Source organism: Coxiella-like endosymbiont (assembly GCF_030643785.1).
Classification (GTDB): domain Bacteria; phylum Pseudomonadota; class Gammaproteobacteria; order Coxiellales; family Coxiellaceae; genus Coxiella.
In genome coordinates this window covers 304,182-317,732 of record NZ_CP094378.1, presented here as the reverse complement: position 1 = coordinate 317,732, position 13,551 = coordinate 304,182, and the positions used below count along the sequence as shown (strand labels likewise).

Sequence of the window (13,551 nt, the reverse complement as noted above, 5' to 3'; positions counted from 1 at the left end):
TCCCTCTTCTGTGCTACTTTTTTGGCGCAATCGGCAATTCTGCTTGTTTCGGATCATTTACTTTTTTAGCTTTTGGCCACACATTCAATACCGCTTTCATCAGTGTAGCTAAGGGAATGGCAAAAAATATACTCCAGAATCCCCAAATACCGCCAAAAACTAGAACCGATAAAATAATTACAATTGGATGTAGATCCATAGCTTCTGAAAAGAGAAGTGGCACCAATAAATTTCCATCTAAAGTGATAATTACAGCATAAACAATCATTAAATAAGCAAAATGCGCGGATAAGCCCCATTGCATTAAACCCACAACACTAATAGGAATAGTAACGATCACCGCGCCAATATAGGGTACAATCACAGACAACCCTAATAGCACCCCTACTAAAAAGGCGTATTGCAGTCCTAATAGCGCAAAAGCAATAACCGAAACAAAGCTAACAATAATTATTTCAATCACCCGCCCCCGAACATAAGCACCGATTTTTTGATTCATTTCGTGCCAGACAATTCGAATAAGTCCACGGCGCTCTGGTAAAAAACGGCTGAGCCAAACACTAATAGCTTCGCCATCTTTTAAAAAGAAAAACACGAGTAAAGGCACTAATACAAAATAAAGAATAATCTCAATAATGCTAGGGATAGAAGCTAGGGAAAGGGATAGAATAAATTGTCCAATTCGAGCTGATTGCTGATGTAAATAAACAGCAAAGTTGGTTAGCGGATCCGTCGGAAACAATTTGGGATAGTGGTGCATGAACTCAGTCATCCACGCTTGGCCTTTAGTAATAGCCCGAGGAAATTCATGTACCATGCTAACAAGCTGTTTCCACATTAACGGCAGCAAACCAAAAAGAGCAAGTACAAAAAGACCTAAAAAAAGAGATAGACTAGCGTGACCGCAAGCCAGTGGGGAACCCCCCCATTGTTCCAACCACCGCACCGGTGAAGCAAAGAGATAAGCAAGCACGACACTTATCACTACTGATAATAAAAATTTCCCGAAAAATTCAATTAACAAAAAACCAAAGACTAAGGTGAAAAACAAAGCCAATGCTTCGGGATCCGAAAAATGACGGACAAACCAATTAGAAATACCTTGCAAAATGGGATTTTTACTATTATGATTATGCATCAACTTCAATATTTCTTATACTTTCAATCATCATCATCGCTGCGTTTACGGCCTCAGCCCCTTTATTACCTCTCTCTCCGCCTGCGCGGGCAAAAGCTTGTTCTTTATTTTGCGTGGTCAAAACACCAAAAATAATGGGTATTTCATATTCCAAGGCTACTTGTTGACATCCTAAGCTTACTTGCTGACAGACGTAATCATAATGATTGGTCTCTCCTCGAATGACCGCACCCAGGCAAATAATAGCATCATAACGTTTAGTTTTTGCTACTTGTTTTGCCATTAATGGAATTTCCACCGCCCCAGGCACCCAAACCGTTTTAATCTGATTTTCTTTAACATCCAACTCCGCTAAACGAGACAAAGCTCCAGTTAATAATTTCCCTATCACTGGTTGATTAAATTGACTAACCACAATAGCGAATTTAAGTTGACGTGTCATTAATCGGCTCCGCTGTTAAGTTTAACAAGTGACCTAATTTTTCTCGTTTTGCTTTTAAATAACGAATATTATCGCCTATCGGGACTGCTTCTAAAGCTACCCGTTCTAAAACTTCGATTCCATAACGCCTTAAACCTGAAACTTTGTTAGGGTTATTGGTTAATAAACAAACTTTTCGCACTCCCAAAACCCGCAATATTTGCGCTGCCAACCCATAATCCCGCAAATCTGCTGCAAAACCAAGGTGATGATTCGCTTCTACCGTATCCAAGCCTTTTTCTTGCAAAGCATAGGCTTTTATTTTATTCCCTAAACCAATGCCACGACCCTCTTGGCGCAGATAAAGTAAAATTCCTCCACGATTAGAGATTTCATCTAAAGCGGCTTCCAATTGCCAACCGCAATCGCAGCGGGAAGAGCCAAACACATCGCCGGTTAGGCATTCCGAGTGAACACGTACCAGACAGCATTTATCACTTGACTTTTTCTGACTAATTAAAGCCACGTGTTCTAAATTATCGATCCAACTACGAAAGGTTTTAATTGTAAATTTACCTTGATTTTTAAGTGGCAACGTGGAAGCGGAAATTTCATCAATCAAAATTTCGTGATTAATGCGATGAGTAATCAAATCATGAATACTGACAAGCGGAATCTGATGGTGTTCGGCAAGGTGTTGTAAATCGGGCAAACGCGCCATACTACCATCTTCACTCAACACCTCACATAAAACAGCGGCTGGCTTCAATCCTGCCAAACGACACAAATCGACACTTCCTTCGGTATGCCCCGGCCGGGCTAAAACCCCTGCATCTTTCGCTTTCAAAGGAAAAATATGGCCGGGCATAACAATATCGTCAGGTCCACTTTTCTCATCAATCGCGATGCGAATTGTGCGAGCTCGATCCTGAGCCGAGATTCCTGTTGTGACATCATAAGCTCCTTCAATAGATATCCCAAAAGGAGTTTGATAACATGATCGATTTCGATCTTCCATCACCATCATAGGAATATTTAAACGTTCAAAATCGCTAGCCATCATTGGCAAACAAATTAAACCTCTTCCATATTGAGTCATAAAATTAATCTGCTCGGACGTAACGTGTTCAGCAGCGACAATCAAATCGCCTTCGTTTTCTCGAGATTCGTCATCAACCAGAATAACCATTCCGCCTTCACGCAAAGCCTTTAGAGCAGTTTCGATACTATCAAACGCTTTGTTCATTAGATATTATCTCCCGTGTTGTTTGAGCAGTAATTTTTGCTATTAAATCAAATTCGACATTCACCTCGCGCCTTATTACCAAATCTTTTAAATTTGTTCTCTCTAACGTGTGAGGAATTAACATCACCGAAAAGACATCTTTCATTACATGGTTAATTGTTAAACTCACTCCATTTATTGCTACACTGCCTTTTTTTATCATATAAAGTTGAGATTCTTCTGAAATACCATTAAAAACCATTCGGGCGAATTTAGTCTCTTCTTCTTTAGATACTAATATAATGGTTTGATCGATATGACCCGTGACAAAGTGGCCTCCCATTCGGTCCATTAATCGTAAAGCACGCTCCAAATTGACCTGATCGCCTATTTTATAAAAGCGCGCTGAAGTACGTGCTAAAGTTTCGGAAGATAATTCACAAAGAAAACCGTTCAATTTTGCTTCCACAACGGTCACGCAAACGCCATCCACTGCAATGCTTTCCCCAGGCTGCAAATTCAGAAATTGCGTCTCAACGTATACCACTGCCCGTTCCGATAACATTTTAATAGACTGTATTGCTCCGCAATGGTCAACAAGACCCGTAAACATAATCTCCACTCACTACATTAAAACAGATTGATATCTAAAACAGATTGATATCTACCAATCACAACCACACGACCAAAGGGCTTAATTACGGAAAGGAAATATATAAGTTTTCCAAACCTTCTTCCATTTGGACTTTAACCGTTGGCTCTGGAATTTACTATATGCCCCTTCCCAAACTGAGAGAAGCTCGCGCGCTCATTTTACAAAAAAATCACAGCAGTCGGGGGACCTTCACCCCGCCCTGAAGGTCTTTTTAGTAGTACAGTAACAAATCTGACTAGGAAGTCAACTATCGTTCTAAGCATTGCCTCAGCTAACGACCGCGGTGACTGGATGCAGGGACTGAAATGAAACTCTCTAAATTTAATTCAAAACTTGATATCGCACACAACATCCTGCCCAATTTGACGCCATTGAATGCGATGCTCTTGAAAATCAAAAGGGAATTGAAAAGCAGAGGCAGCTTGATCACCCATAACCTTAGGGGCAACATAAATTAAAGCGCGATGGATTAATCTTTTATGCAAAAAAGATTGAAAGCATTTCCCCCTGCTTCCACCCAAAGATCGTGAACTCCATCCGCTCCAATTGTACTTAAAACTTCATTAAGATCCAAACCTTCTTTGGTTCCAGTTACTCCGACACAACGGATATTTCTTTCAGCAAGGGATTGTTTACGCTTCTTATTAGCAGGTTCTTTATGAAAAACAACTAACTTTTCTGTCGTCTGATGGACACAGGCATTTAACGGTAATCGTAAATCAGAATCGAGAATATAAACCGGCTTTTTTATTGTCTCGTTGACAAGACGCACATTTAATTGAGGATCGTCTTGTAAAATTGTATTTATTGTCGTCAACAACGCATCACTTTTTTTCGAAATTCATGGGTGTAAAGTTTCAATTCTTCTCCAGTCAGAGCGACAGGTTTGCCTTTAATCCCCGCAATTTTACCGTCCAAACTAAGTGCTAATTTGATGGTTATCCAAGACCGTTTGTTAGCCGTCCAATAGGAATAACTTTTATAAAAGGATTTAATTTCAGGTATCTCCAACAAAAAACAATCAATTCCTGCTTGTTTTAGCGCTTGAGCCCCTTTATTAAAAACATTCGGATTAGGATCAGCCAAGCTATAATAAACTGATTTTATTCCAGTTTTGATAATTAAGTCAGTGCAGGGTGGTGTTTTTCCGTAATGGCAGCAGGGTTCCAAAGTAACATACAAATCTGCTCCTTTCACATTTTCACCAGCAGAATTAATAGCTTCTACTTCCGCATGGGGAAGACCGTTCCGCTTATGAAATCCTGTAGAAATAATTTTATTGTCTTTAACTAAAATAGCCCCTACCGCGGGATTTGGTGCACAAAATCCGCGCCGAATTTCGGCAAACTCCAATGCCTGTTTTAAATAAACTTCAGAATTATTCATGAGCTTCTAATAAACAAGGATTATCACTGAAAATAGCCCAACAACCCTTGGGCAAACAAACTTCGAGCGACATCTGCATCGTTAATAGTATAATAGTATAAACGAGTAAATAGTAAGAAGCTTGTAAATAGTAAGAGGCTTGTTTAATAGCTTTATCCTTTCTAGATTTAATTTCTTATAATTTAGATGAATTGATACGCATTGATGCATTTCCAACAATACTTGCCATTTCCTAGGCCAGGTATTACAAATATAATCTAGAAAAAATGATCGTCCTCTTTTCGCATTGCCTGCAAACAAGCAGACGAAAAACTGGAAATTAAAGGTTTTAGCAAATAATCCGGCCAGTAGGCTTTTAATCCCAAAGAAACTTGTTTTGCTAATTTCTCTGCGTCAGAAACAGTTGCTTTTACTTCAATATTAATTCCTAAATTTAATTCCGCTGCTTGTTTTATATATTCAATAAAGCTGGGTACACGTTCATGGATAAAATCCCTACTGAAACAACTGCCTGCCTCGAGCTCAGAAATATCTGCTTTCGTTAATTTAGTTGCTAAACCAGAGCCATTTGTGGTCCGCCTCAGCCAAGGGTCGTGCAAAATAATCGCCTGCTTATCTTTCGTCAAGCGCACATCTAAAGGCGTTCCCCGATGAGCAATTATTTTTGGCAAATTAAGCTGTAACAAAAAATTTCTCCTCTTACATATTACCAAAATCCTTGCTACTATTGGTGCACCTTTTTTCCAGGTTATTAAAGGATTTCATTTATGCCACAAGTACGTAAGCGAAATCATCCCACGCACGAAGGCTTGATACGTTATGCCCGAATGCTCGGCTTTGGTGACATTCATACTAAAATTGATCCCGCGAGTAGACTTCAAGCTATCATTGCTATTCACAGCACTAAACGGGGGCCTGCTATTGGTGGTTGTCGTTTCTACCATTACCCGTCGATGGGCTCAGCGTTAAAAGATGCTTTACGCTTATCCTATATGATGACCCTAAAAGCCGCTTTCAGCGATCTTCCTCACGGCGGAGCTAAGGCTGTCATTATGAAGCCCTCTGTCACTTACGACCGAGAAGCGCTTTTTCGTTCTTTTGGTGATTTTATTCATGACATAAACGGACGATACATCACAGCCATGGATATCGGAACAACGACAAAGGATATGGATATCATAGCTGAGCGCACACCCGACGTAATCGGTGCTGCAGGAACCGATAAAATTCAAGGTGATCCCTCCCCTTTCACTTCGAAAGGCGTTTTTCGTGGATTACAGGCCGCTGTTAAATTTAAATGGAATAGTGATAATTTAGAGGGCTTACACATCGCTCTACAAGGTGCTGGCAAAACCGCTTACTATTTAGCCGAACTTTTGCACCAACAAGGGGCAACCCTCACTATCTGCGATCCTAAGTCCGAAGCGACCCAACCCTTTGTGGATAAATTTAAAGCCACAGTAGTCTCTCCCGAGAAAATTTATGACGTAAAATGTGATATTTTCTCGCCTGCTGCTATTGGCGGTGTCATTAATTTAAATACACTCAACCGAATTAAGGCTCCCATTATTGCGGGCCCAGCTAATAACCAACTTGCCCATAGAAAATATGGTGTTATTGCTCATCAACGCGGATTTCTCTACGTTCCCGATTATGTTATTAATGCCGGAGGATTAATTCAAGCAGCTTCAGTGCATGATTATCATAACGTGGATGTCGCTAACAAATTAATCGAAAAATTATACGACCGTCTTTTAGAATTATTTAACCGTTCCATTAAAGAAAACAAACCAACCACCGAAGTAGCCGATTTAATGGCTAAGGAAAAACTTGCTGTCGGGAATTCTTATTATCTGGAGACGGTATGACACCCAAAATGACCACTGTTGCCAACTTTGCCGTTCGATATTTACAGTTTCTCGATGCGAACAGTCACCCTACCCAGCCTTTTCCTGAATTTGTAAATCCTGATGCTCTGTTGCATCTTTACCGTCAGATGGCTCTCATTCGCCACTTCGATAATAAGGCCGTTAACCTTCAACGCACCGGAAAAATGGGTACCTACCCTTCTTCTCGAGGGCAGGAAGCAGTGGGAGTTGGCATGGGAAATGCCATGCAAGCCGAAGATATTTTTTGCCCCTATTATCGGGATCAAGGAACCTGTCTCGAACGAGGAATAAAATTATCGGAATTTTTAACTTATTGGGGAGGAGATGAGCGAGGTAGCAATTACTCTAATCCTAACGTTAAAGACGATTTTCCTAATTGTGTTCCTATTGCCGGACAACTTTTGCACGCCGCTGGAGTTGCCTATGCTATTAAATATCGAAAACAACGTCGTGCTGTAGTAACGATTTGTGGAGATGGCGGAACTTCTAAAGGCGATTTTTACGAAGCAATTAATCTAGCTGGGTGCTGGCAATTACCGGTGGTTTTTGTGGTCAATAATAATCAATGGGCTATTTCGGTAGGCCGTAATCAACAAACCAGTTGCCAAACTTTAGCCCAAAAAGCCATCGCCGGAGGGTTTAATGGGTGGCAAGTAGATGGTAACGACGTCATTGCTGTCCGTTATTCTGTTTCTAAAGCTCTAGAAAAAGCACGGGTAGGAGGTGGCCCCGCATTAATTGAGGCCATCACTTATCGTTTGTGTGATCATACCACCGCCGATGATAAGAGCCGCTACACCCCTTCCGAAGAGCTAAAAATAGCTTGGAAACGCGAGCCTATCGCTCGGCTTGGCTATTATTTGGAATCTCAAGGACTGTGGTCGCGAAACCAAGAAACGGAATTGCAAATGGAATTAGCCAATGAAGTCGATCAAATCGTGAAGGAATTTTTAAATAAGCCACTACCTAAACCGACAGATATGTTTGACTATCTCTATGCGGAACTACCAAAATCGCTTAAAAAACAACGTAATGAGCTTATCAGAGAAGAAGAATGACCTATATTACGTTGGTTGAAGCAGTCAATCAAGCGTTGACCTATGAAATGGCGAAGGATGATTCGGTTATTGTGCTAGGAGAAGACGTTGGTATCAACGGCGGGGTTTTCCGCGCTACCGTAGGATTGCTCGAAAAATTTGGACCAGAGCGAGTTTTAGATACACCATTAGCTGAAAGTATGATCGCGGGGATTTCAATAGGAATGGCGGCTCAGGGCCTAAAACCTGTTGCCGAATTTCAATTTGAAGGATTTATTTATTCTAGTTTAGATCATATTTTGAGCCATGCAGCGCGATTGCGGAATCGAACCCGAGGTCGATTACATTGTCCTATTGTTTATCGCGCTCCTTTTGGCGGCGGTATCCATGCTCCAGAGCACCATTCAGAAAGTATGGAAGCCCTGTTTGCTCACATTCCGGGATTAAGGGTCGTTATTCCTTCTTCTCCCGCTCGATCTTACGGGCTGTTATTAGCTTCTATCCGTAACCCTGACCCTGTTCTTTTTTTAGAACCAAAGCGGATCTATCGTTTAGTAAAGCAAGAAGTTCCTGATGATGGGAAAGCGCTTCCCTTGGATCAATGTTTCATTTTGCGTGAAGGATCTGATGTCACACTCATTACGTGGGGAGCCATGATCAAAGAGACTATGGAAGCGGCGAATCAACTGGCTCAACAAGGTATCGAAACAGAGATAATCGATGTTGCCACCGTAAAACCGCTGGATATGGATACTATCCTGTATTCTGTAGAAAAAACAGGGCGTTGTGTGATCATTCATGAGGCCCCATTAACCGGCGGAGTTGGGGCGGAGATTGCAGCAAGTATTGCGGAGCAAGGCTTACTCTTTTTATTGGCACCCATTAAGCGAGTAACGGGATATGACACTATAATGCCCTATTTCCAATTAGAAAAAAATACATGCCCAGCACCCATCGGATCGTTAAAGCGGTACAGCCGTTGATGGAGTTTTCTTAAATGAAAGTTTTTAAATTACCAGACCTTGGAGAAGGCTTGCCTGATGCCATAATTCGTAAATGGTACGTGAAAGAAGGCGAGGAAGTGGCTGTGGATCAGTCGCTAGTCGCTATGGAAACTGCAAAAGCACTTGTAGACGTTCCTTCTCCCTTTGCCGGTAAAATTGAAAAATTATTTGGCGAGCCGGGAGATATCGTCAAAACGGGTCACCATTTAATTGGTTTTGAGGGAGAGGCTGAAGAAGTAACCTCTCAAGACGCTGAGACAGTCGTTGGCGCCATTGAAACCAGTGAAACTGTCTTAAAAGAAGCAGCTACAGGCATTACTGTTCAAAAATCCGAAGAAAAAAACGTTGTTAAAACAACGCCGGCGGTGCGAATGCTGGCTAAGCAGCTTGGAGTGGATCTTTCCACCATTAAATCTCATGGTAAATCTCAAGGGGAAATGATTACTGCCGACGAAGTTAAGGAAGCCGCTCAATTACAAAAAACTTCTTCGAAAAGCGCTCCAATCGAAGGAGGGCTTACCTCTTTATCCAATGTGCGACGTGCAATGGTTCTCAGCATGAACCAATCCCATCGAGACGTCGTTCCTGTTAGCTTAGTGGATGACGTAGATATTCAGTCCTGGGAGGGTCAACAAGATATTATGATCCGGCTAATTCGAGCTATTCAAGAGGCCTGCAAAGAAGTTCCCATCATGAACGCTTATTTCGATGGCGAGGAAATGGGCTATCAAATAAAAGAAAATATCAATATCGGGATAGCAGTCGATACCCATCATGGCTTATATGTCCCGGTTTTAAATGATGTTGCCCATCGAAACGATAACGAGTTACGCCAACAAGTGGATCGATTCAAAGAGATGGCCCAAACCCGAAGCTTTCCTTCCGAAGACCTTCGTAGTGCCACAATTATGTTATCCAATTTTGGGACTTTTGCAGGGCGCTATGCAAATCCCATTTTACTGCCACCCATAGTTACTATCATTGGTGTCGGTCGCATAAGGAAACAAGTAATGCCTGAAAATGGCCAGCCTGCAATTCATAGAGTATTGCCACTCTCCGTAACTAGCGATCACCGATTGATTACAGGCGGAGAAATTGCGCGATTTTTAAAAGTATTAATTGATTCGCTAGAAAAAGCCTGATTTTAACTCAAGGCTCAAAGTAGAGTAGCCGAGAGCCTAGATTTTGCAAACTTACGGTAGAGTATTGTAAACTTACAGCTGCTTCTAATACGTAAACACTATGACAAGACACTATATCCAGTGAAGGCCGCCTATCATGAACCTCTCGAAGAATTAACTTCCCACACACGTATTTATGCATCAAGATCAAGCCATTTTATTTCTCTAATGGAAGAGTTAGAAGCTCTGCATTGGTATCAAAAACGCCTTTGATATCTACCTCGACGAAGAACTGAAAGCAATATTAGCCCATAATCGGGATGAAGAAAAAGAGCATGCCACCATGGTTCTAGAATGGATTCGGCGTAATGAATGACCCCCAGGTTTTGATAAAGAATTGCGAGAATATCTTTTTACGATAAGCCTATTGTCGATATTCATTCCAAGGATTAAGTCATTTTAGCGTAAGTATTTTGCAATTGCTTAATCTCTTGGAGCGCCGGCCCCCGCCTTGAATCAGTTATCGATCTCTGCAGGGCAAGAGGAGGGGTGTGGTCTCGTCGCAGTTTAATTTCAGTACCCTCTCTAAAAGACTAAAGGCCAGTTTCAACCGCGGTATAGTATAGGGCAAATAACATAAACCACCACCATGTAAACGATGGAAAAGCTTAAGCAGATCAGTCCTGTTGTTTTCTTGATACAACTTTTACAAGACTTCCTCTTGAATTAACAGTTCGTTTATCAAATTTTTCAAAATACTTTAATTAATTTTTCTTGATATGCTTTTTTAATCTCCTCATCAGCATGAGAAGTTAAATCAATAATGAGTGGTAGCATTTCGAGTTTGTTCGCGAATAACTCGAGCAATATTCAAACCATTCTGATCCGGTAATCCAATATCTGTATGGATGAGATCAAAAGATTGGACCTTATTAGCTTCTAAATCCTCTTTTCCAAGTTTAACTGCGAAAGGTTGATAACCAAGACTGGTTAGCTTTTCTTTTACTACATATTGTGTTGGTAAGGATCGTCTTCAATCACTAATATGCGCACAGAAAATAGCTGCGATTCCTGAATAATTTCTTTAGCAATATCAATTTCATCTAGATCTTCAAAATTAATTGAGCTTTGAGAAATTCTTATAGGAATATGACAGGCAAAAGTGCTACCGACGCCAACTTGGCTTTGAATCTTTATTTTGCCCACTCGAATTGTTCGGGGTATAGTTCAACAATATAAAGTCCTAATCCAGTCCCATGATATTTATCAGTCCTAGAATATTTATTTTTAAAATAAGGAATCAATCGCGTAAAAAGTTCAAAAATTTTATCGTCTCTATTTTCCAGGTACACCAAATACCAGTATCTAAGATATCAATTTTTAAGTTAATCTGATTTTCTCTCAAGTCCTCTAAAAAGAAAGATACTGTAATTTTTCCCTTATTAGTAAATTTAATCGCATTAGATAACAAATTTAATATAATTCTATGGATCAAAGCCAATTGGCTACAACATTAAAAGGAATCGATGAATTATAATGGGTTTCAAGCTTCAGATGTTTGACTCCTATGGAAGGCATCATGAGTTCGATCAATTCATTTAACAATAATTTAGAACTAAAATCTACTCCTTCCTTAATCTGGAAGTTGCTTCTGTTCAGTTTTAGCAATGTCAATAATGCCATTTAAGAATTCTAATAATTGTTTGCCTGATTGCATAATATAATCGATACTTTTTTGTCTCTTGAAATCATAATCGGTTTTACCAATAAGTTCTGGAGCCGAGCGTAAACGGGAGGTTTTCACCCTAAAATCATTACAGCCCAAATATCGGCCTTGACGATGTTTCCAATAGAAACTTCCAGAAGTGCAAGCCACTATATTTCGCAGAAAAATCTCGATGTTTTTTCTTTTCCAAAAAACACCTTAAATAATTTTTTTCCTAAAAATCCCTCCATTTCCCTATTTTCCTTATAGTATTTTAATATTAACGGCCCATTCGAGGGACAGTGTTCGAAGAGACTGTCAGTTCAGACGGTTCAATAAAAATCCATTTTGGGTTTTTCTATAACAAAACGAAATATTGCAGCTTTTATTTCATCTTCGATTGTCTTACAAAATTTTGCGCCAACTCTGAGTTCTGATTTCTGCGTATGTGATCATATAAAAGTTCAGTTTAGCCATACGGACAGATGATAATTTCTTCAGCATACGTCATTCCCGCATTAGAAAGTGCTTTAACCTGAAGGAGACTTAATCCCATCAACCCCTGCGTTGTCAACAATATTCCTTGAGAGGATACACTGTGCATAGGCTTTACACCACGGAAATTGATGGGATTACCACCATTTTTACTAAATATCCTGGCATCTGATTCATTTATCATCGCAACGTCTGCATGAATATCCTTTGGGATAAAAACGCCACAGCCTTTAGTAAAAGTTTGTATTAATTTCAAAATCGATAAGAAGAATTCTTTATCTCCTGAAGACAAACTAAAAAGCCATTTAGGTGTTTGACTATACTGAACAACCTCCTGCACAACATTAGATTCGGTAATATCTTTTGAAGTACACCTAACCACAATCGTTGAATGCGCAAACAAATTAGAAAGACTACTTAACTTAGTAATCCCGGAGGGCAACTCAATCATAAGCTCTAGCTTCGTATCATACACCAGGACTTTATATTTCTTTACCATCTCTACCATCTCTAAAGCAAATCGTTTCCCCATCTCACCAAATCCAGCCACACCAATAAATTGGCTTTCTTCGACAGCGATCTGAACTACTTGAGGATATTCCCCATTTTTTAGCGGCAACAGCTAGCAATGTTGAGAATAGAATAAGGGATACATCTTAGATTCATCTTAGATTCATCGCCAGAGGCGGTCAATTGAGCGCCGATGATAAATTTGGATAATTTTAATACTTCACTGAGCATATAAAAGGGGTATTGTAAATGTGATAATCTCTTATCCCAAGCACACCATACTCCCCTACCTATGACGTCGTCGATACCGTCCCATTGGGGAAGTGGCTGTAGTGGAAATAATATGAAATCCATTTTTTTCAAGTTGTTCCAAAAACCCCCGGATAAGTAGAATATGGCTTGCCGAGAATAAACACATTTTTACTTTTTAATCCATAATTTTTAACTAATAATTCCAAGAGCTGCCAGTTTGTTTCAAGAAGATTTAGGAAATAATTACTACCATATCATTCAGCTCTAGCTGCCATTTAAATTTGGCCATCATCCCTTCCAGGGTTTTAACGAAATCAAAATCATTTTTCCTTTATTAGAAGTACCGATCCGAGGTGGGGAAAAAATAGTTGGCGATAGAAAAATTTCGGACTTTTATTTTACTAGCTTTAATGATTATTGACAGAGGAATTCACAGAAAGCGTCGATATCTACTGTTAGAACATAATTCCAAAAGGATTGAGTGGATAGGCAGAATTATTAGTTAGAGAAACAAAATAATTCATTAAAAGATTGCAGTGCAAGTATCCTTTCAACGCTATCATTTTTACTTACCCTAATAAAATAAAACTCAACATTCCTTATTATCTCCTTTCATCTTCCTACAGAAGATGAATTTAGAATCCTTTCTCCGTGCTTTTAGTTAATTAGCATCCCGAATAAATTATTCGGTAAAAATAATTAATTATTAATTC

13 protein-coding genes and 2 pseudogenes are annotated in these 13,551 nt (G+C 39.9%); 5 read left to right on the top strand and 10 right to left on the bottom strand.

All coding sequences use genetic code 11. The annotated features are described in order from the left end of the window. Nucleotides 1–13: 13 nt before the first annotated feature. From MRH55_RS01640 to MRH55_RS01610, 7 genes are all read right to left on the bottom strand, one after another. A complete protein-coding gene (locus MRH55_RS01640; RefSeq protein ID WP_304985759.1) occupies nucleotides 14–1,138 on the bottom strand; it encodes an AI-2E family transporter in 1,125 nt (374 codons plus the stop codon). Further along, nucleotides 1,131–1,580: a 6,7-dimethyl-8-ribityllumazine synthase gene (gene ribH, locus MRH55_RS01635; RefSeq protein WP_304985758.1), complete on the bottom strand. Its 450-nt coding sequence runs from the start codon at nucleotides 1,578–1,580 to the stop codon at nucleotides 1,131–1,133. Before ribH ends, MRH55_RS01640 begins: the two co-directional genes overlap by 8 nt. Continuing rightward, nucleotides 1,564–2,805 carry a 3,4-dihydroxy-2-butanone-4-phosphate synthase gene (ribB, locus tag MRH55_RS01630; protein ID WP_304985757.1) on the bottom strand — a complete coding sequence of 414 codons (1,242 nt, stop codon included), beginning with the start codon at nucleotides 2,803–2,805 and terminating at the stop codon, nucleotides 1,564–1,566. The genes ribH and ribB overlap by 17 nt, the downstream gene beginning before the upstream one ends. Continuing rightward, complete coding sequence (locus MRH55_RS01625) at nucleotides 2,789–3,397, bottom strand: riboflavin synthase (RefSeq protein WP_304985756.1); 609 nt, start codon at nucleotides 3,395–3,397, stop codon at nucleotides 2,789–2,791. Before MRH55_RS01625 ends, ribB begins: the two co-directional genes overlap by 17 nt. Before the next feature lie 511 nt (nucleotides 3,398–3,908). Beyond that, nucleotides 3,909–4,259, bottom strand: a complete 351-nt coding sequence (locus tag MRH55_RS01620; protein ID WP_304985755.1) for a RibD family protein — start codon at nucleotides 4,257–4,259, stop codon at nucleotides 3,909–3,911. After that, nucleotides 4,253–4,825, bottom strand: coding sequence for a bifunctional diaminohydroxyphosphoribosylaminopyrimidine deaminase/5-amino-6-(5-phosphoribosylamino)uracil reductase RibD (gene ribD, locus MRH55_RS01615; protein ID WP_304985754.1), 573 nt, complete (start codon nucleotides 4,823–4,825; stop codon nucleotides 4,253–4,255). The genes MRH55_RS01620 and ribD overlap by 7 nt, the downstream gene beginning before the upstream one ends. A gap of 257 nt (nucleotides 4,826–5,082) precedes the next feature. Then, nucleotides 5,083–5,511, bottom strand: a complete 429-nt coding sequence (locus tag MRH55_RS01610; RefSeq protein WP_304985753.1) for a glycerophosphodiester phosphodiesterase family protein — start codon at nucleotides 5,509–5,511, stop codon at nucleotides 5,083–5,085. A gap of 32 nt (nucleotides 5,512–5,543) precedes the next feature. On the opposite strand from MRH55_RS01610, the pseudogene MRH55_RS01605 reads away from it, so the two are divergent. The 5 genes and pseudogenes from MRH55_RS01605 to MRH55_RS07985 all read left to right on the top strand — a co-directional run bounded on the left by MRH55_RS01605 (nucleotide 5,544) and on the right by MRH55_RS07985 (nucleotide 10,252). Beyond that, a pseudogene (locus tag MRH55_RS01605) lies at nucleotides 5,544–6,693 on the top strand (Leu/Phe/Val dehydrogenase). Continuing rightward, nucleotides 6,690–7,772: a pyruvate dehydrogenase (acetyl-transferring) E1 component subunit alpha gene (gene pdhA, locus MRH55_RS01600; RefSeq protein ID WP_304985751.1), complete on the top strand. Its 1,083-nt coding sequence runs from the start codon at nucleotides 6,690–6,692 to the stop codon at nucleotides 7,770–7,772. The pseudogene MRH55_RS01605 and the gene pdhA overlap by 4 nt, the downstream one beginning before the upstream one ends. Continuing rightward, nucleotides 7,769–8,748: pseudogene (locus tag MRH55_RS01595) on the top strand (alpha-ketoacid dehydrogenase subunit beta). Before pdhA ends, MRH55_RS01595 begins: the two are co-directional and overlap by 4 nt. Further along, nucleotides 8,749–9,897 carry a dihydrolipoamide acetyltransferase family protein gene (locus tag MRH55_RS01590; protein WP_304985750.1) on the top strand — a complete coding sequence of 383 codons (1,149 nt, stop codon included), beginning with the start codon at nucleotides 8,749–8,751 and terminating at the stop codon, nucleotides 9,895–9,897. 229 nt (nucleotides 9,898–10,126) lie between these two features. Continuing rightward, nucleotides 10,127–10,252: a ferritin family protein gene (locus tag MRH55_RS07985; RefSeq protein WP_439647905.1), complete on the top strand. Its 126-nt coding sequence runs from the start codon at nucleotides 10,127–10,129 to the stop codon at nucleotides 10,250–10,252. A 629-nt stretch (nucleotides 10,253–10,881) separates the two neighbouring features. On the opposite strand, the gene MRH55_RS01585 is transcribed toward MRH55_RS07985, so the two are convergent. The 3 genes from MRH55_RS01585 to MRH55_RS01575 form a co-directional block, all read right to left on the bottom strand. Further along, nucleotides 10,882–11,082, bottom strand: a complete 201-nt coding sequence (locus tag MRH55_RS01585; protein ID WP_304985749.1) for a hypothetical protein — start codon at nucleotides 11,080–11,082, stop codon at nucleotides 10,882–10,884. A 427-nt stretch (nucleotides 11,083–11,509) separates the two neighbouring features. After that, on the bottom strand, nucleotides 11,510–11,752 hold the full coding sequence (locus MRH55_RS01580) for a hypothetical protein (RefSeq protein ID WP_304985748.1): 243 nt from the start codon (nucleotides 11,750–11,752) through the stop codon (nucleotides 11,510–11,512). A 298-nt stretch (nucleotides 11,753–12,050) separates the two neighbouring features. After that, entirely contained in the window at nucleotides 12,051–12,695 is a 645-nt protein-coding gene (locus tag MRH55_RS01575; RefSeq protein WP_304985747.1) for an NAD(P)-binding domain-containing protein, read from the bottom strand. Nucleotides 12,696–13,551 lie beyond the last annotated feature (856 nt).

Bases quoted from the DNA above. Each gene is read 5' to 3' on its own strand.
- MRH55_RS01640 (WP_304985759.1), bottom strand. From the start codon at position 1,138: ATGCATAATCATAATAGTAAAAATCCCATTTTGCAAGGTATTTCTAAT.
- pdhA (WP_304985751.1), top strand. From the start codon at position 6,690: ATGACACCCAAAATGACCACTGTTGCCAACTTTGCCGTTCGATATTTA.
- ribD (WP_304985754.1), bottom strand. From the start codon at position 4,825: ATGAATAATTCTGAAGTTTATTTAAAACAGGCATTGGAGTTTGCCGAA.
- ribB (WP_304985757.1), bottom strand. From the start codon at position 2,805: ATGAACAAAGCGTTTGATAGTATCGAAACTGCTCTAAAGGCTTTGCGT.
- MRH55_RS01625 (WP_304985756.1), bottom strand. From the start codon at position 3,397: ATGTTTACGGGTCTTGTTGACCATTGCGGAGCAATACAGTCTATTAAA.
- ribH (WP_304985758.1), bottom strand. From the start codon at position 1,580: ATGACACGTCAACTTAAATTCGCTATTGTGGTTAGTCAATTTAATCAA.
- MRH55_RS01590 (WP_304985750.1), top strand. From the start codon at position 8,749: ATGAAAGTTTTTAAATTACCAGACCTTGGAGAAGGCTTGCCTGATGCC.